Here is a 16,530-nt window from a genome sequence, read left to right as displayed (position 1 = left end):
GCTCAGCAGCCCGCCGCGCCCGGACCGACCGGGGTCATGCCCCGGCGGTCGCCGGCCGCTCAGCAGCCGACGCACGGGCTGCGTGCGGATCGATCTTGTCGTCGGCGAGGCTGGTCGGCAGGAAGCGCAGGAACTTCAGCGCGACCGCGAACAGCAGGAACGCGAAGCCGACGCCGCCGATCCCCAGCATCCATTCGACCAGCGACGGCGAGTAGCCGGCGACCACACCGTCGAAGAACGCGCTGCTGGAATCGTAGCCGGGGAACAGGTCGAGCGGGTAGGCCTGACCGCCGATCACGATCACGTACAGCTGTGCGAAGCCGCCGACCAGCACCAGCGCCGCCGCGGTCGCGATGACCTTGCGGGATTGGCTCCACACGGGATGGAACAGCATCACCAGCGGGATCAGGCTGCCGATCAGGATCTGCACGAACCAGAACAGGAAGGTGTAGATGCCACCGTGCAGCAACACGAACGCTTCGACGCTGTGCAGCCGCGTTGCGTACAGGTTGGTCAGGTGATAGACCAGCACGAAGTACAGCACGCCGGCGACGAAGACTCCGAGCAGGTTCTTCATGCGCCGGAGGATCAGGTCGCCGAGCGGGCGGCCGGTGCCCAGGAAACTGGCCAGGGTCACCAGGATGAATACCGCCATCCCCAGCGAGAACGACATCGCGATGAACAGCGGTGCCAGGATCGCGGCGTCGTAGGCTTCGCGCGCGACCAGGAATCCGAAGATCGAGCCGGTACCGGTGGTCAGGATCAGCCGCCAGAGGAACGCGGCGTAGCCGGCGATCGGCACATAGCGGTTCATCCGGTTCTCCATCATGAACCAGAGGTAAACCGCGACGATGGCGAGGAATCCGGTGTACAGGAAGATGTTCCAGGCGAAGATCGACTTGAAGTTGTAGTGCGTCATCGCGATGATCAGCCGATCCGGCCGGCCGAGGTCGAGCACCAGAACCACCAGACCGCCGATCAGCAGCGTCATCGCGAGCAGCGCGGAAACGCGTGCCAGCGGCTTGTACACGACGCGTCCGAACACCGACGCGAACGACGCCGCGTTCAACGCGCCGGATGCGGCAACGATCATCAGGATCGCGAAGATATGCGGCAGGCCCCAGACCACCTGATTGTTCATACCGGTGATATGGTGCCCGTGGGTGCCCTTCATCAGCGCGGCGAGCAGTCCGAGCCCGACCAGCACCAGCAGGCCGCCGAGCAACGCCAGGTACAGCGGGCTGCGCCCCTCGATCTCCCGGAAATGGGTCTTGATTGTGGTCTGACTCATCGGTCTCAGATTCCCTGATAGCGTACGCCCGGATTCAGGCGCAGGTCGGCTCGGATGGCAGTGCTTCCGTACTGCTTCATGCGCTGCGAGATCTCGCTGTCCGGATCATTGAGGTCGCCGAACACCATCGCCTGGTGGCCGTCGCGGTTGCAGGCCTCGACGCAGGCGGTCGTGCCGTCTCCGCGATCGACCTTGTGGACGCACAGCGTGCAGCTCTCGACCGTGCCCTTACCCCGCGGGGCGTGAGGCTTCTGGTCGGTCAGCGGCTCGTGGATGAACGAGCGCGCCTTGTACGGGCAGGCCATCATGCAGTAACGGCAGCCGATGCAAGTATGCTTGTCGACCAGCACGATACCGTCCGGGCGGATGAACGATGCCTTGGTCGGACAGACGTCGACGCAGGGCGGATGCTCGCAGTGCTGGCACATCACCGGCAGCGAATGCTGGTGACCCGTCGCCTGGTCGGTCAGGTTCACCTTGCGGATCCACTGGGCATCGGTGGCGGGGCGGCCGAGGCTGCGAACGCCGTTTTCCTCGTGGCAGGCGCGCACGCAGGCGGTGCAGCCGTCGGCACACTTGTTGGTGTCGATCAGCAGCCCCCAGCGCGGTTTTTCGCCGTTGCCGTTGCCGCTGGCAGCGCCCGCGGGTTTCAGCAGGAAGACGCCTGGCGCGACGGTGAGGCCGGCCACCGTCGCGGCAGCACCGGTGATGAACTGCCGGCGCGAGAGGTTCGCGTTGCTCTCGTTGCTCATGGTGTCGGTATCTCCTGGACGGACCTCGGTCCGCCCGTGTCCTGTGCCGCGAGATGCTGGTCAAGCAGGCTCTCGACGTCGGCGCTCTGGCGCGGCATCGGCGCGCTGTCCGACGGCTGGTCGGTGTGGCACTGGAAGCAGTCCATCCGCACGGCGTTGAACTCGTGGCAGGCGAGGCAGAAGTGGGTCGAAGGTTCGTCACGGCTTGCGGTCGGCGACACGTGGCAGTCGATGCATCCCACGAAGCTGTGATCGGGGTTGCGCCGCCCGAAGCGCTTCGCCTCGTCGCGTTCGTGCATCAGGATCTTCATGTGATCCCGACGCATCACATCGGGATCCTTGACGCACTGATCGCCGCGCGCTTCCGCGAGCAGCGCCGGATCCGGCGGTTCGACCTTGCCACAGCCTGCAAGCGTCAGGGCCAGCCCTGCCAGCACCAGGGCTGGCAGGGACAGGCCGAACGGGGTGAATCCACGCAGCACGTTACTCACCCATCGCCATGTCGATGTAGCCGGTCGGGCAGACCTCGGCACAGATATGGCAGCCGATGCACTTGCCATAGTCGGTCGCGACATAGCGGCCGGTCGCGGACTGCTTTTTCGGCACCCGGTACACCGCGGTCTGCGGGCAGTAGATCACGCAGTTGTCGCACTCGAAGCACATGCCGCAGCTCATGCAGCGCTTGGCCTCTTCCTGAGCCTGTTCGGTGCTGAGCGCCTTCATGCGCTCCTCGAAATGGCCGATGACCTCGTTGGCGTCCGGACCGTGCTCTTCGCGGCGGTTGCGCGGGGTGAACGGGAAGTGGCCCTTGAACAGCTTTTCGTGCGAGATGATCTCGTGGGCCGAACGGTCCTCGTAGTTGTGCACCGCGAAGCTGCCTTCGGAGGTACCCCGGACCTGCTCGCCGCTGTAGTCCTCGGGGGTCAGTCCGGTTTCCTTCAGCTTGCCGAGCAGGTTGAAGTGATGCACGTCGACGCGCGGGCGCTTGATCGGTTCCTCGTGGCGCAGGAAGTGGTCGATGCTGTCCGCGGCGATGCGGCCGTGGCCAATCGCGGTGGTGAGCAGGTGCGGGCGAATGATGTCGCCGATCACGAAGTGACCTTCCTGGCCGGGAACCTGGTAGAACTTGTCGCTGTTGATGAAGCCGCGGCCATTGTCCAGTGCTTCCAGACCGGTGAGATCGCCGCCCTGGCCGATCGCCGAGATGATCAGGTTGGCTTCGAGCACGAACTCGGTGCCTTCGATCGGCTTCGGCGTGTTGCCGTCCCACTCGCACTTGGCCATTTTCAGCCCGGTGGCGCGACCCTTGTCGTTCAGCACGACCTCGACCGGAATCACGCCGTCGAGGATGGTGACGCCCTCGCGCAGCGCGTCCTGCACTTCGTGCTCGGCCGCGGTCATCTTTTCCTTCGCGAACAGCGAGGTCAGCGTGACCGCGGCGCCGGTGCGCACCGCGGCCGTCGCCGAATCGTGCGCCACGTAGCCGTGGATCGCGTCCTCGGGGTTATCGGTCGGGTTGTCGTTTTCGATCTTGCCGAGGCGGCGGGCCACGGACACGACGTCGATCGAGGTATCACCGCCACCGACGCAGACGATCTTGTCGGTGGGCAGCACCTTCAGCCGGCCGGTGTTGAACGCGGACAGGAACTGGACGCCGGCGATGCAGTTCGGCGCGTTGGCACCCGGAACCGGTAGCGGGCGTCCGGTCTGGCAGCCGACGGCCCAGACGACGGCATCGAATTCCTTCTCGACGTCTTCCATCGAGACGTCCTTGCCGACACGGGTGTTCAGACGCAGGTCGATGTCGCCGAGCGCCAGGATGCGGTTCATCTCCGCGCGCAGCCGGTCGCGGGGCACCCGGTACTCGGGGATTCCGTACATCATCATCCCGCCCAGCTCTTCGTGGTCGTCGAAGATCGTCGACGCATGGCCACGGCGGCGCAGGTGATAGGCCGCCGACATGCCGCCAGGGCCGCCGCCGATGATCGCGACCTTCTTGCCCGACAGCGCCGGCGCGGGATCGTAGGTGAAGCCTTCGTCCAGCGCGGTGTCGCCGATGTACTGCTCGACCGAGTTGATGCCGACGAAGTCTTCGACCTCGTTGCGGTTACAGCCGGATTCGCAGGGGGCGGGGCAGACCCGACCCATCACCGACGGGAACGGGTTGGCGTCGGTCGCGCGGCGGAACGCGTATTCCTGCCAGCTCATGTCGCCAGCGGGCTTCTCGATGCCGCGGACGATCTGCAGCCAGCCACGGATGTCTTCGCCCGCCGGGCAGGAGCCCTGGCAGGGCGGAGTGCGGTGCACGTAGACCGGGCACTTGTGGGAATGATCGCCCTCGAAAATGGCCTCCTTCCAGTCGCGGCGCTCGTGGTCGCCGTCGCGGAACTTCCGGAAAGTCAGTTTCATGTCTTCGCTTGAAGTTGCCATGCCGTGTCTCCTGTGGAATCGGGCGATGGCCCGACTGTGCTTCGGTTCGTGGTTATTGTTTCGCGTCGAGGACGAGGGCGTCGCTGACCAGCTGGTGGACGCTGATGATCTGGTCCATCTGGAAGCCGTAATAAGGCAGCACCTTGCTGAACTGACTCTTGCAGATCGCGCAGATCGCCGCCATATGCGTGACTTCGTGTTCGTCGACGACCTGCTTCAGCGCATTCATGCGGGGCAGGGCGCCCTTGACCCGGAGTTCCATCAGGTCGTCGGTCAGCAGACCGCCACCGCCGCCGCAGCAGAAGGTGCCTTCGCCGATCGTTTCCGGCGCCATGTCGTGGAAATGGTTGCAGGTCGCCTTGATGATCTCGCGCGGAATGATGAACTGCCCGCCCGGCATGTCGCCCATGCGCGACGCGCGGGCGACGTTGCAGGAATCGTGGAAGGTCACCCGGCGGTGGTCGTTGCGGCTCTTGTCGAGCGTCAGCACGCCGCGCTGGATCAGATCGTGGGTGAACTCGCAGATATGCTGCGGCACCGGGTAGCGCGGATCGAGAAAGTCGAACGGGCCGGCGAGCGTATTCAGGTAGCTGTAGGCCACGCGCCAGGCATGGCCGCATTCGCCGAAGATGATGCGCTTCACGCCGAGGTCGAGCGCGGCCTCGCGGATGCGCATCGCAATGCGTTTCATGTTCTCGCCGGAGCCGATGAACAGGCCGAAGTTCGCGGCTTCGGATGCGTGCGACGACAGCGTCCAGGAAATGCCGGCGGCGTGGAAGACTTTCGCATAGCCGATCAGGCCGTCGATGTGCGGCTCGGCGAAGAAGTCGGCCGACGGGGTGACGACCAGCACCTCGGCACCCTTCTCGTCGAGAGGAAAGCGCACGTCGATGCCGGTGTCATCCTTCACGTCTTCCTCGAGGCCGAGCAGCGTGTCTTCCAGCGCCGGCTGCGGCAGGCCGAGGTTATTGCCGATCTTGAACACCTTGCCGATGATTTCGTTGCTGTATTTCTGGCCCTTGCCAACCGCGTTCATGATGTCGCGGGTGGCCATGGTGATTTCGGCGGTGTCGATCCCGTAGGGGCAGTACACCGAGCAGCGCCGGCATTCCGAGCACTGGTGGAAGTAGCTGTACCACTGGTCGAGCACCTCCTCGGTCAGATCGGTCGCGCCGACCAGCTTCGGGAAGTACTTGCCGGGGAGCGTGAAGTAGCGGCGGTACACGCCGCGCAGCAGATCCTGGCGGGCAACCGGCATGTTGCGCGGATCGGAAGTGCCGAGGAAGTAATGGCATTTGTCGGTGCAGGCGCCGCATTTCACGCAGGAATCCATGAACACCTGGAGCGCGCGGTTGGACTGCAGCAGCTCGCCAAGCTTGTTGATCGCAACATCCTTCCAGTTGTCGGCCAGCTCGCCGGGGAAACCGAGCGGTGCCTGGAACTGTTCCTTCGAAACGAAAGGCTTGCTGTGGGACATGACCCCGCTTTTCAGTGCGGGGATCTCCACGGTATCGGTTTCGGTGAGTTCCGGGGTATCGAAATTGGCCATCGTGCGGGTTCCTGTCTAAGGGGCGCCGTTCGGTTTATTGATCCGCGCTCGCCGCGGGTTTTTCGCTCCGGACCATCCAGGTCACTTTCGTGACATGGCGCTTTTCGCGCGGATTGTCGACCTGGTTGCGGGTCGGGCTGAAGAATACGCCCGGCGCGTGCAGCAGCTTGCTGAACGGAAAGATGATCATCAGCCCGGCGACCAGCAGCAGATGCAGCAGCAGCATCGGGTGCGCGGGGAGCGGGTTGAAGTCGAACCGCATCAGTCCGGTGAAGAACAGCTTCACCGCGGTGATGTCGACGTGCCAGAGGTAGGTCATCGCGAGGCCGGTCAGGCCGATGCCTAGCAGCAGCGCCAGCATCAGATGGTCCGACGGCGACGAGATGTAGCGGATGCGTTCGACGAACAGCCGCCGTGCCCAGAGCCCTGCGAGCCCGATCACCATCGCGAACGCGGCGTACTTGCCGAAGGGCTGAATCATGACGACCCAGGTCGGTACTGGATCGAGGAAATAGCGCAGGTGGCGCAACAGCACGAGAGCCAGCGCCACATGGAACAGGATGCCGAAGATCCAGATCCACTTGTTGGCCTTGAACAGGCTGTTGAACAGGAGGACTTCGGTTGCCATCCGCACCACGACCCCGCCGCGCGTGGTCGGCGCAGGCGTCGTGGGAATCTTCAGCGGCGCGGGGGTCCGTGCATAACGTGCGATGCGCATGCCGATCCCGACCAGAAAGATGGCCGTGGCCGCATAGAAGAGCAGGGCAAAGAGCACGGTGACAAACACGGGCAATCCTCCGGATCAGAAGAACCGGGTGGGGTGAGGCCCCACCCGGAGGGGTCATGCAGGTGGTTCAGACGCAGCCGGTCGGCTTCGGCAGACCGGCGTATTTGCAAGCCTGCTTCGCGGGACCGTACGGGAACAGCTCGTAGAGGTACTTGCTGTTGCCCTTGTCCGGCCCGAGCTTCTTGCCGATCGCCTTGGTCAGCACGCGGACCGCCGGGGCGATCTGGTATTCCTCGTAGTACTCGCGCAGGAAGTTGATGACTTCCCAATGGTTTTCGTCGAGGTCGGCACCGTCGGCCTTGGCCATCGCGGTGGCCAGGTCGGGGTTCCAGTCGTTCAGGTTGGCGAGGTAGCCCTCTTCGTCGGTTTCGTAGGTCTTGCCGTTGGCTTCGATTGGCATGGGAGACTCCTGTTGCTAGGGTTTCGGATGGATGTGCGGACCGGTCCGGCTTCAGAGCCAGGCCTGGACCTTGTCGTGCTTTTCGGTCAGGTCGACGAAATCGCCGTAGTCCGCGACCGAGATGCCCTCGATGACTTGTTCGGGGTTCATGCCGCGGGCGAGCAGATCCGGCCCGAGCACGTATACATTGTGCGTGCCGACCGCGTTGCGGACCATATCCTCATGGGAGGTACCGCGTACGGCCGCGTAGACGCCGTCTTCGATCAGCAGGATATCGGAACCGGCTTTCGCATGACCCAGACAGGACGCAAGGGTGTTGCGCTCGAACGGCGACTTGTTGACGGTGTGCAGCATGCTCATGACAACTCCCTCAGAAACTCAGAATCACGTCCTGCTCTTCCATCAGCTCGGTCATCGCCTCGCGGCTGATGACTTCGACCGGGACCAGCAGATCGTCTTCGGTGAGACCGCGTTCGGCCATGGACTCGGCCTCGACGTAGAGTTTTTCGACGTCGTAGCCTTCGAGGGCGCGGTAGGTGGGCGAGAAGTTCTTCATCCCGATGCCCTGCGTATCCTGCCCCTTCTTCAGCTGGTACACACCGTCGTCGAGAAAGGCCATGCTGACGTCCTGTTCGAAGGCGGCCGCGATCAGCACGACTTCCAGCGATTCCAGCGCATAGATGGTTCCGTACGGTGCCTTGCGGTTCACGTACATGAACTTCTTGATCGTGCCTGGACCTTCTTCTTCCCAAGGTTCTGACATTTCGTTCTACCTTCGATGATGATGGTTGCGTGGCCGGCTCCCCGGATCGGGGAGCACTGGCGTGAGGCCGGTCGGTGCGGGTCAGCCCGTTGGCGATCAGTCGCCGAACACCACCAGGCGGTCGCACTGAATCCCTGCCTCGATCAGCTGGCCGAGACCCGAGATTCGGAAGCCGGGTGCGATGTTGTCACCGTCCTTGCCCTGGCGCTTGGCCTCGCCCTCGTCGAGCAGCCCGCGGCGCTGCGCGGCGGCGATGCAGATGACCATGTCGACCCCGTGCTGCTCGGCCATTTCGGTCCAGCGCGTGGTGATGTTGCGGTCATCCTGTGGCGGCACGCCGAAGCGGGTGCCGTTGTTCACGCCGTCGTGATAGAAGAACACGCGGAAGACCTCGTGGCCCTTGTCGATTGCGGCCTTGGCGAACTGGTAGGCGGTATCGGAGGCCTGGTGTTGATACGGGCCCTCGTTGACCAGAATTCCGTATTTCATTCGGTGCGTTCCTGTTGAGCCTGTTTACGAGCCGGCGGCCCTGGGGCCGCCGGTTCAACGTCTGCCGGGTCGAAAAACGTCCCGGATCAGAACCGGATGTGGGTCGACGCGTTCAGGCTGTTACGTGCGCCGCGCCAGTTCTCGATGTGGTACCGGGTAAACGGCAGTCCGGTCTTCTCGAAGAACGCGGGCCAGCCGATGCGCTCGATCCAGTCGTTGATGCGCTCCCAGTCCTGACCGTCTTCCTGGTAGACCTTCAGGATCCGCTTCACGATCGCGGTGGCCTCGGGCCAGCGCGGCGGGTTGTTCGGGATGCCGGACGCGACCAGCTTCTGGAACGTCGGCTTGCCGCGGGCGTTGGAATGGTTGCCGCCAACCCAGATCGCGAACTTGGTGTGCTCGGCGTCGTTGATCTGCATCGGCGGGCAGGGCGGGTAGCAGGCACCGCAGCAGATGCACTTCTTCTCGTCGACTTCGAGCGACGGCTTGCCGTTGACCAGTGCCGGGCGGATCGCGGCGACGGGGCAGCGAGCAACCACCGACGGGCGTTCACAGACGTTGGCGACGAGGTCGTGGTTGATCTTCGGCGGCTTGGTGTGCTGCACGTTGATCGCGATATCGCCCTGGCCGCCGCAGTTGATCTGGCAGCACGAGGTGGTGATGTGCACGCGGTTGGGCATGTTGTGGTTGCGGAACTCGTCGATGAGTTCGTCCATCATCGCCTTCACCACGCCGGAGGCGTCGGTGCCGGGGATGTCGCAATGCAGCCAACCCTGGGTGTGCGAGATCATCGACACCGAGTTGCGCGTGCCGCCGACGATGAAGCCCGCGTCTTCCAGCGCGTTGATCAACGGCTCGACCTTTTCCTCGGCGTCGATCATGTACTCGATGTTCGAACGGATCGTGAAGCGCACGTAGCCGTCGGCGTACTGATCACCGATATCGCAGAGCTTGCGCAGCGTGAACACGTCGAGGATGCGCTGGGTGCCGGCTTTCACGGTCCAGATCTTCTCGCCCATGTCGGAAACATGAAGCAACACACCGGGGCGGGGATGCTCGTGGTATTTCCACATGCCGAAGTTACGGCGCATCAGCGGATGCATGTACTGGAAACCGTCCGGGCAACCGGATTCGATCGGCGGACGCATGGCTGGTTGTGACATCGATTACTCCCGCTATCTATTGAATAGGTAGTGTTCGGTCAGGGGGCGGAGAACCGCGGGATCAACCCGCGGCGGCCTGCCGCTGTTCCATCTTGTGGCGCAGGTAGTTCTCCGCAGCCTCGTCGTACTCGTCCAAGCGGATGTAGGAACTCTGGCGCGGATGGTTGACCATGTTCGGGTCGGCCTCCAGGCCCATTCCCTTCAGGAAGTTCACCAGGCCGATGCGCTCGATCATTTCGCCGCAACGCTCGTGCTCGAGGCCGTTTTCGGCCCAGAAGTCGATGATGTTTTCAGCGAGTTCGACCAGCCCCTGGTAGTCCTCTTCCGTCTCGAGCTTCATGAACGGTACGATCACGGTGCCCATCAGGTCGCCGATCTTCAGCGTGCGCTTGCCGCCGACGAGGATGGTCACGCCCTGATCGTCGCCGGGCGACAATGCCTTGGTCATCACGTTGATGCAGTGCATGCAGCGCACGCAGTTGCCGTTGTCGATGGCCAGCGTGTTGTCCTCGTTCAGCGTCATGCACTTGCTGGGGCAACGGTTGATCACGTCCAGGTGGACCTTGTCGCGGCCGTATTCGGCGACGAAGTTCTTGACCTCTTCCTGATCGATCTTGATGTCGTCGCGCCAGGTGCCGATCACCGCGAAGTCGGAGCGCTCGATCGCGTTCACGCAGTCGTTCGGGCAGCCGGAGACCTTGAATTTGAACTTGTACGGCAGCGACGGGCGGTGCACGTCATCGGTGAAGCGGTTCAGCAGCGTGCGGTGGATGCGCTGCTCGTTGGCGCAGGACTGTTCGCAACGGGCTGCGCCGACGCAGGACATGCCGGTACGCACGCAGGGGCCGGCGCCGCCGAGATCCCAACCGTATTCGTTGATCTCGTCGAAGAAGGCCTGGGTGTTGGTGGTGTTCACGCCGATGAACATCGCGTTGCCGGTCTGGCCGTGGAAGGTGACCAGGCCCGAGCCGTGCTTCTCCCAGCTGTTCGCCAGCTGGCGCAGCATGTCGGTGGTGTAGAAGTTGCCGGCCGGCGGCTGCACGCGCACGGTGTGGAATTCGCGCGACTCGGGGAAAGCCTTGGAAACCTCGGAAAAGCGCGGGATAATTCCGGAACCGTAGCCGAACACCGAGACCGTGCCGCCTTTCCAGTAGCCCTTGCGGGTCTCGTAGGAGTGCTCGAGCTGACCGAGCAGGTCGTTGGTCACGTTCTTGATGCGCTCATCCGGATGTTCGTCGCGAAGGCGCTTGATTCCCGAGATGAAGCTCGGCCAGGGGCCGTTTTCCAACTCGTCGAGCATGGGGGTCGGATGATGTTGGTTCGCCATGGCGGTCTCCTTGTTCGGGTTCTGGATGCGGGCCGGCTCGAGTCAGTCGGGTCGACACGTTGCGGTAGTGTAGTCGGTTCGAACTCGTCGTCCAGAGTTCGTTCCGGACGCTGATGCTACTGCAGAGGCGATCCCCCGGCGAGGACCCCTCGTCACACGGTCGGTTACTGTAGGTCCGTGCGTGTGACGAGAACATCCTACTCATGGGGGAGGGTAATAGGGGTGCTCTATCTCTCCCGGGATATGCGCGGCACCGGGGGTGCCGGGTGCCGGCCCGGAGACGGCGGTAGCGGCTTGCCGGACCCCTGAGGCAGGGCTCGGGCGGCGGCCGTCATCGCTGCGATTCCGCCGCCGGAAAGCCTTCTATCCCGGAAGGATAGTTGTGGGGAATCGGCAGCGCACTACACTGCGGACACCGCGCGGGCAGATCCGCTGCGGGAACTGCGCCCGGCGAGCCACACCGCTTGGCCACCATAACGCCTCGAGCCGATGATGAACAGCGCCACGCACCAATACCTGCACTCCGCGCCTGGCCAACGGGCCTTTGCCCTTGGCGACGATGCGGCGTATCGCCGTTGGCGCGCCGACAAGCTGCGCCGTTTTCCGCAAGCGCTGCAGGCACTGAAAGTGGACGTGAACGATATCGCCTGCCCGAGTGCGGACGAACGTGCGGCGCTGACCGACGCGATCCAGCGGGCGAACATGGTGGTCTACCGCTGCCGCAACGCCGGGGCGGGTCGGGCATCGGTGCGGGCGTTCGGCCGGGCGCTGGGGCTGGAACGCCTCGACGAGCACCTCTGTGCCGACGAGGATGGCATCAGCGAGCTGCAGGTCAGCGACGGCAGTGGTCACAAGGCCGACTACATCCCCTACACCGACCGTCCGCTGAGCTGGCATTGCGACGGCTATTACAATGAGTCGGCGCGGACGATCCGCGCGATGTTGCTGCACTGCGCGCAGGATGCGGCCGAAGGCGGCGAGAACGGTCTGGTCGACCACGAGATGCTGTACATTGCGCTGCGTGACCGTGATCCCGAGTACGTGGCCGCGCTGATGCACCCTCAGGCCTTGACGATTCCCGCGAACGTCCAGGATGGACAGGTGCTGCGCCCGGAGCGTACCGGCCCGGTATTCAGCGTGGATCCGGCAACCGGGGCGCTGCACATGCGCTATACCGCGCGCGGGCGCAACGTGCGCTGGCGCGACGACGCGACAACGCGGGAAGCCGCCGCGCAGATCACGCAGCTGCTCGAGTCGGAAACGGTTCCGGTGTTCCGGTATCGGCTCGCGCCGGGCGAGGGGCTGCTTTGTAACAACGTGCTGCATAACCGCACCGGATTCCGGGACGACGCCGAGGTCGGCCGGCAACGGCGGGTCTACCGGGCTCGATTCCTGGACCGCGTGGCAAAAACCTGAGGTAATGCGATGATTTGGCTGAGCGAGATGCTGATGCAGAACCAGGATCTCGAATCCTTCGAGCAGTTGCTGGAGCTGGTGCGCGAGCGCGCCCGTGCAGGGGAACGCTTCCTGAGTTCGGACGTGCGGCCTCCGTTCCCGGATACGCCGATGGACTGGGAGGAACGCATCGAGGCGGAATTCACGTCGGCGAGCCGTTGAATGGGGGCCGAGATGTTTTGGGACGATTCGCCGCAGGATGAACTCGCCGGGCTGCGCGACGTGGTCGACGTCGCGTACCGCATCGACTGCCCGCGCCTGCCGTTGGACCATGCCTATGCGTTGTCCACGGCGCTGCTCGAGCTTCTGCCCTGGCTCGGCACCGAGGAACATGCGGGCGTGCACCTGATCCACGGCGCAGAGTCGGGCAATGGCTGGATGCGTCCGCAGGATCCCGAGCGCGACCTGCTGCACCTGTCCCGGCGGGCCCGGCTGCGGCTGCGCGTGCCCGAGGCGCGCGTCGACGAGGCCGCGGCCCTGGTCGGCCAGACCCTGGAGGTATCGGGGTTCGGGGTCGGCGTGGGCGCGATGAACGTGATTCCGCTGGAGCCGTTGCCGGTGGTGTTTGCCCGCCACGTGGTGGCGGACCCGGAGCAGGACGAAGCCGCATTCCTTGCCGAGATGGCGGCCGAGCTGGCGCGGATCGGCGTGCCGGTGTCGAAGTTGCTGAGCGGCCGCAGCCATGTGCTGCGGGTCCCGGACGGTTTGCTGCACACGCGCAGCCTGATGGTCGCCGAGCTCGATCCCGAGGCGTCGCTGCGGCTGCAGCGCAGCGGCGTGGGGTCCGAGCAGGCGATGGGCTGTGGCCTGTTCATCGGGCACAAGGACATCGCGCCGGTGCCCGGGGCGGCCTGATCGAGGACCCCGGCAATTATCGAGGCATGATCCGCCGGGTCTGCGAAAGCGTTCCCGGCGGTTAGCGCAGTATCCCGGATCCGGAGCTGCCCGGGGATGCCCTGGGGCTTCCGGTTCCGAACCCACCGTGAAACCTGATAGAGCGAGTCAAGGGAGGAAGACCAGATGAGTCTGGAAGTCGATGGCGCCACCATCGCCACGAACGCGAACGGATACCTCGAGGAACTGTCGGACTGGAACGAGAAGGTTGCGGAGGCCATCGCCGCGAAGGAAGGCATCGCCCTGAGCCAGCGGCACTGGGACCTGATCCGGTACCTTCGCGACGAGTACTTCAACAACAACGAAAACCAGCCCAACACGCGGACGATCGTAAAGGCCATGCAGCAGCTCTGGGGCGACAAGAGCGTCGATGCCAAGACCATCTACGATCTCTTCCCGCTGGATCCCAGCAAGCAGGGTGGCCGTATCGCGGGACTGCCCGAGAGCCGGCGCAAGGGCGGATATTGATGCGGCATTGCGCGCCCGACCTATCCCCTAAGGGAGGTTAAGCGCCCCGCTGGCCGGTGTTACAGTCGCGCTGGCTTCGGGGTCCGCGCGACTGCTACCCCATCACCATGGAGACACGCAACCATGAGCAATAAGCAGGAACTGATCAAGGAAATGCTGGAAATGCAGAAGCATTTCATGAAGTACGAGCACCAGAACGAGAATGGTGTCGATCCGGTCGACTACTACATCGCTCCCGAGGGCCATCCCCTGCATGGCTACCACAAGCGCTACCGCGACATCGCGATGCAGCTGGTGGATATTGCCCACGAGGAGAAGGGCTCGCACCGCTGAGCTCCGCACGGGCGGATGCGGGGCGGCTGCCGGCCGCCCGCATCCGCTGCGTTCCCGGCATCACTCCGTTGCCGGCCCGCCCTGCAATGCCCATCGTCGAGGGTATCCCCATGCCCAAGCTCGCCGGTTTCGACCCGGAGGTTCTCGCGCCGCTGCGCAAGCGCCTCGACCAGCATCCGGTCTACGGCCTGCGCGATCTCGATGCGCTGCGCCATTTCATGGAGCACCATGTCTACTCGGTCTGGGATTTCATGTCCCTGATCAAGTACCTGCAGGGGCATCTGGCGCCCGCACGACAGCCATGGACGCCCAGCGGCGATGCCGCGGTACGGCGCTTCATCAATGAACTCGTGCTGGAAGAGGAATCCGACGCGGTGCCGGGTCCCGATGGTGTCGATCGCCACATGAGCCACTTCGAGCTGTACTGTGAAGCGATGCAGGAACTCGGTGCGGATCCCGAGCGCCCGCGGCGGTTCGTGGCCCTCGCCTCGCAGCACGGCATCGACGCGGCGCTGGATGCGGGTATCGCACCGGAGCCGGCAGCCCGTTTCATGCGCACGACCTTCGACTTCATCGCCAGCGGCAAACCGCACGTGGTGGCCGCAGCGCTGGCGCTCGGCCGCGAGCACGTGATCCCGGGAATGTTCCGCAGCTTCCTGCGCGAGATGGGGATCGGGTCCGATGCGGCACCGCAGTTCCATTTCTATCTCAACCGGCATGTCCACCTCGACGAGGACTTCCACGGCCCGATGTCGCTGCGCATGCTGGACCTGCTCTGCGCGGGCGATCCGGTGAAACTCGAGGAGGCGCGGGTCGCGGCCAGCACCGCGCTGGAAGCGCGTATCGCATTCTGGGACGGTGTTCACGCCCGTCTGCGGGAGGCGGCATGAGTCTGCGTCTGAGGGGGCGTTGGAAGCAGGAAGGCCGCGAACGCAGCCTCGAGGATCTGGCGACCGCGGCGGCGTCGAACGCCTGGCGTGCGGCCTGCAACGGCGTGCTCAACCTCGAGAACGAGGGTTTCGAGACGGCGTCGCGCGCCCAGCGGCTGGACATCATCGAAGAATTCGTCGCCTTCCTGGTGCTGGTCGCGGACCGCCAGGTCTACGACCGTCTGGACGACGACGAACGCGGTCGCTTCATCACCGCGATGGCGCTGCGACTTTCCGAACTGGTGGACGAAAACCGCAGCGACGCGCAGGGACCGGGGCCCTACCGGGAGCAGTTCATCGACAAGCTCAACGAGCGCACGGGCCATTACGCCGAATGCAGCTATAGCGAGCAGGAAGGCCCCGGGTTCTCGATGCTCTGCGTGCTTGGCGACCGGGTGACCGAGGTGCTTGGACCGACGAACCGCAAGTGGGCGCAGGATCAGGTCGTCGCGATCGACGGTCCCGAGGCCGCGCAGACGTTCAGGCGCGCGTTGAAGTCGCTGCTGGGGGCGGCGGCAAGTGCGTCCCGCAGCGACGAAGGCCCCCGGCGCCCCCTGGCCGACGACTGAGCGCAGCAGGCGGGTCGTCACCGGCCCGCGGTATCGAAGTCCCTGCGTGTGGCGACCGCTCGGCCTTAACGCCCGGCCTGGCGCTGTGGCGGCAGGGCGACCCGCCGCCACAGCGCCAAAGTCCCGATGAACACTTCCGGATCACGCAACAGCGGAGCGTACCGCACGATGCACGATCATTTGGCTCGCATCCGTGTGGTGCTGGTGGGCACTACACACCCGGGCAACATCGGCTCGGCCGCCCGGGCGATGAAGGCCATGGGGCTGTCGGATCTGGTGCTGGTGGATCCGCAGCGCTTCCCGGCTGCCGAGGCGACCGCGCTGGCCGCGGGCGCGGACGACCTGCTGGCGCGGGCCCGCGTGCTGTCGCGGCTCGACGACGCGGTTGCCGATTGCGTTTGGGTGGTCGGGACCAGCGCCCGGCGACGCGGCCACTCGGTGCCGGTGTTCACGCCCGAACCGGCCGCGCGGGAACTGGTCGCCCGGACGTCCGGGGGACCCGTGGCGCTGGTGTTCGGCCGTGAAAGCAGCGGCCTGACCAACGCCGAGCTCGATCGCTGCACCGCGCTCGTGCAGATTCCCACCGACCCGGACTTCAGCTCGCTGAACCTCGCGGCCGCGGTGCAGGTGCTGGCCTACGCGTGCCGGAGCGCGGTGCTGGCGGGCGACGCGGACAGCGCTGCTGCCGGCGGCGGGACCGAGCGCTACGCGACGCAGGCCGAGATGGACGCACTGTTTGAGCATTATCAGCGGGCGCTGGTGCAGATCGAATTCCTCGATCCGGAAAAGCCGCGCCACCTGATGCGCCGGCTGCGGCACCTCTATCAACGTGCCGGCCTGACCGCCAACGAGGTGCGGATCCTGCGGGGGATCCTGACGCATACCGAGCGCGGCGGAGGACGCCCGCGAACGCGGTCGTGATATCGTAGAT

20 protein-coding genes are annotated in these 16,530 nt (G+C 64.8%); 8 read left to right on the top strand and 12 right to left on the bottom strand.

Annotation, left to right across the window (positions count from 1 at the left end; translation table 11 throughout):
- Positions 1-34: 34 nt before the first annotated feature.
- From nrfD to dsrA, 12 genes are all read right to left on the bottom strand, one after another.
- Complete coding sequence (gene nrfD, locus THITH_RS11650) at positions 35-1,291, bottom strand: NrfD/PsrC family molybdoenzyme membrane anchor subunit (RefSeq protein WP_006747903.1); 1,257 nt, start codon at positions 1,289-1,291, stop codon at positions 35-37.
- Positions 1,292-1,296: 5 nt separating this feature from the next.
- On the bottom strand, positions 1,297-2,043 hold the full coding sequence (gene dsrO / locus THITH_RS11645) for a sulfate reduction electron transfer complex DsrMKJOP subunit DsrO (protein ID WP_006747904.1): 747 nt from the start codon (positions 2,041-2,043) through the stop codon (positions 1,297-1,299).
- Positions 2,040-2,534 (bottom strand): hypothetical protein, encoded by a 495-nt coding sequence (locus THITH_RS11640; RefSeq protein ID WP_006747905.1) that lies wholly within the window; start codon positions 2,532-2,534, stop codon positions 2,040-2,042. Before THITH_RS11640 ends, dsrO begins: the two co-directional genes overlap by 4 nt.
- A complete protein-coding gene (locus tag THITH_RS11635) occupies positions 2,527-4,473 on the bottom strand; it encodes an NAD(P)-binding protein (protein WP_006747906.1) in 1,947 nt (648 codons plus the stop codon). The genes THITH_RS11640 and THITH_RS11635 overlap by 8 nt, the downstream gene beginning before the upstream one ends.
- A 52-nt stretch (positions 4,474-4,525) precedes the next feature.
- Positions 4,526-6,022 (bottom strand): sulfate reduction electron transfer complex DsrMKJOP subunit DsrK, encoded by a 1,497-nt coding sequence (gene dsrK, locus THITH_RS11630; RefSeq protein WP_006747907.1) that lies wholly within the window; start codon positions 6,020-6,022, stop codon positions 4,526-4,528.
- Positions 6,023-6,056: 34 nt separating this feature from the next.
- Entirely contained in the window at positions 6,057-6,809 is a 753-nt protein-coding gene (locus THITH_RS11625; RefSeq protein ID WP_006747908.1) for a respiratory nitrate reductase subunit gamma, read from the bottom strand.
- A 67-nt stretch (positions 6,810-6,876) separates the two neighbouring features.
- A complete protein-coding gene (locus tag THITH_RS11620; protein WP_006747909.1) occupies positions 6,877-7,209 on the bottom strand; it encodes a TusE/DsrC/DsvC family sulfur relay protein in 333 nt (110 codons plus the stop codon).
- 51 nt (positions 7,210-7,260) lie between these two features.
- A complete protein-coding gene (gene tusB / locus THITH_RS11615) occupies positions 7,261-7,569 on the bottom strand; it encodes a sulfurtransferase complex subunit TusB (RefSeq protein WP_006747910.1) in 309 nt (102 codons plus the stop codon).
- Between the two features lie 10 nt (positions 7,570-7,579).
- The gene (tusC, locus tag THITH_RS11610) at positions 7,580-7,972 is read right to left on the bottom strand and encodes a sulfurtransferase complex subunit TusC (RefSeq protein ID WP_006747911.1); all 393 of its coding nucleotides are present in this window, start codon (positions 7,970-7,972) and stop codon (positions 7,580-7,582) included.
- Positions 7,973-8,068: 96 nt separating this feature from the next.
- Positions 8,069-8,461, bottom strand: coding sequence for a sulfurtransferase complex subunit TusD (tusD, locus tag THITH_RS11605; protein WP_006747912.1), 393 nt, complete (start codon positions 8,459-8,461; stop codon positions 8,069-8,071).
- Between the two features lie 86 nt (positions 8,462-8,547).
- On the bottom strand, positions 8,548-9,624 hold the full coding sequence (gene dsrB / locus THITH_RS11600) for a dissimilatory-type sulfite reductase subunit beta (protein WP_006747913.1): 1,077 nt from the start codon (positions 9,622-9,624) through the stop codon (positions 8,548-8,550).
- A gap of 61 nt (positions 9,625-9,685) precedes the next feature.
- Positions 9,686-10,951, bottom strand: a complete 1,266-nt coding sequence (dsrA, locus tag THITH_RS11595) for a dissimilatory-type sulfite reductase subunit alpha (RefSeq protein ID WP_006747914.1) — start codon at positions 10,949-10,951, stop codon at positions 9,686-9,688.
- Between the two features lie 492 nt (positions 10,952-11,443).
- Here dsrA and THITH_RS11590 point away from each other — a divergent pair, with 492 nt between their 5' ends.
- The 8 genes from THITH_RS11590 (at position 11,444) to THITH_RS11555 (ending at position 16,520) form a co-directional block, all read left to right on the top strand.
- Positions 11,444-12,367, top strand: coding sequence for a TauD/TfdA family dioxygenase (locus tag THITH_RS11590; protein WP_006747915.1), 924 nt, complete (start codon positions 11,444-11,446; stop codon positions 12,365-12,367).
- 9 nt (positions 12,368-12,376) lie between these two features.
- Positions 12,377-12,568, top strand: coding sequence for a hypothetical protein (locus THITH_RS11585; RefSeq protein ID WP_006747916.1), 192 nt, complete (start codon positions 12,377-12,379; stop codon positions 12,566-12,568).
- A 12-nt stretch (positions 12,569-12,580) separates the two neighbouring features.
- Entirely contained in the window at positions 12,581-13,261 is a 681-nt protein-coding gene (gene cas6, locus THITH_RS11580; RefSeq protein ID WP_025367519.1) for a type I-MYXAN CRISPR-associated protein Cas6/Cmx6, read from the top strand.
- A gap of 165 nt (positions 13,262-13,426) precedes the next feature.
- Positions 13,427-13,768 (top strand): TusE/DsrC/DsvC family sulfur relay protein, encoded by a 342-nt coding sequence (locus THITH_RS11575; protein ID WP_006747918.1) that lies wholly within the window; start codon positions 13,427-13,429, stop codon positions 13,766-13,768.
- A 123-nt stretch (positions 13,769-13,891) separates the two neighbouring features.
- Positions 13,892-14,101, top strand: a complete 210-nt coding sequence (locus tag THITH_RS11570) for a hypothetical protein (protein WP_006747919.1) — start codon at positions 13,892-13,894, stop codon at positions 14,099-14,101.
- Between the two features lie 110 nt (positions 14,102-14,211).
- Positions 14,212-14,991, top strand: a complete 780-nt coding sequence (locus THITH_RS11565) for a DUF3050 domain-containing protein (protein ID WP_006747920.1) — start codon at positions 14,212-14,214, stop codon at positions 14,989-14,991.
- Entirely contained in the window at positions 14,988-15,599 is a 612-nt protein-coding gene (locus THITH_RS11560; RefSeq protein ID WP_006747921.1) for a hypothetical protein, read from the top strand. Before THITH_RS11565 ends, THITH_RS11560 begins: the two co-directional genes overlap by 4 nt.
- A 168-nt stretch (positions 15,600-15,767) precedes the next feature.
- Entirely contained in the window at positions 15,768-16,520 is a 753-nt protein-coding gene (locus THITH_RS11555; RefSeq protein ID WP_006747922.1) for an RNA methyltransferase, read from the top strand.
- The last annotated feature ends 10 nt before the right edge of the window (positions 16,521-16,530 follow it).

It is taken from the genome of Thioalkalivibrio paradoxus ARh 1, from assembly GCF_000227685.2.
Classification (GTDB): Bacteria; Pseudomonadota; Gammaproteobacteria; order Ectothiorhodospirales; family Ectothiorhodospiraceae; genus Thioalkalivibrio; species Thioalkalivibrio paradoxus.
This window is presented reverse-complemented; position numbering and strand designations above follow the sequence as displayed.

Bases quoted from the DNA above. Each gene is read 5' to 3' on its own strand.
- dsrO (WP_006747904.1), bottom strand. From the start codon at position 2,043: ATGAGCAACGAGAGCAACGCGAACCTCTCGCGCCGGCAGTTCATCACC.
- THITH_RS11555 (WP_006747922.1), top strand. From the start codon at position 15,768: ATGCACGATCATTTGGCTCGCATCCGTGTGGTGCTGGTGGGCACTACA.
- THITH_RS11575 (WP_006747918.1), top strand. From the start codon at position 13,427: ATGAGTCTGGAAGTCGATGGCGCCACCATCGCCACGAACGCGAACGGA.
- tusC (WP_006747911.1), bottom strand. From the start codon at position 7,972: ATGTCAGAACCTTGGGAAGAAGAAGGTCCAGGCACGATCAAGAAGTTC.
- THITH_RS11635 (WP_006747906.1), bottom strand. From the start codon at position 4,473: ATGGCAACTTCAAGCGAAGACATGAAACTGACTTTCCGGAAGTTCCGC.
- THITH_RS11620 (WP_006747909.1), bottom strand. From the start codon at position 7,209: ATGCCAATCGAAGCCAACGGCAAGACCTACGAAACCGACGAAGAGGGC.
- cas6 (WP_025367519.1), top strand. From the start codon at position 12,581: ATGTTTTGGGACGATTCGCCGCAGGATGAACTCGCCGGGCTGCGCGAC.
- THITH_RS11590 (WP_006747915.1), top strand. From the start codon at position 11,444: ATGAACAGCGCCACGCACCAATACCTGCACTCCGCGCCTGGCCAACGG.
- dsrK (WP_006747907.1), bottom strand. From the start codon at position 6,022: ATGGCCAATTTCGATACCCCGGAACTCACCGAAACCGATACCGTGGAG.
- THITH_RS11585 (WP_006747916.1), top strand. From the start codon at position 12,377: ATGATTTGGCTGAGCGAGATGCTGATGCAGAACCAGGATCTCGAATCC.
- THITH_RS11565 (WP_006747920.1), top strand. From the start codon at position 14,212: ATGCCCAAGCTCGCCGGTTTCGACCCGGAGGTTCTCGCGCCGCTGCGC.
- tusB (WP_006747910.1), bottom strand. From the start codon at position 7,569: ATGAGCATGCTGCACACCGTCAACAAGTCGCCGTTCGAGCGCAACACC.
- nrfD (WP_006747903.1), bottom strand. From the start codon at position 1,291: ATGAGTCAGACCACAATCAAGACCCATTTCCGGGAGATCGAGGGGCGC.
- THITH_RS11560 (WP_006747921.1), top strand. From the start codon at position 14,988: ATGAGTCTGCGTCTGAGGGGGCGTTGGAAGCAGGAAGGCCGCGAACGC.
- dsrA (WP_006747914.1), bottom strand. From the start codon at position 10,951: ATGGCGAACCAACATCATCCGACCCCCATGCTCGACGAGTTGGAAAAC.
- dsrB (WP_006747913.1), bottom strand. From the start codon at position 9,624: ATGTCACAACCAGCCATGCGTCCGCCGATCGAATCCGGTTGCCCGGAC.
- tusD (WP_006747912.1), bottom strand. From the start codon at position 8,461: ATGAAATACGGAATTCTGGTCAACGAGGGCCCGTATCAACACCAGGCC.
- THITH_RS11570 (WP_006747919.1), top strand. From the start codon at position 13,892: ATGAGCAATAAGCAGGAACTGATCAAGGAAATGCTGGAAATGCAGAAG.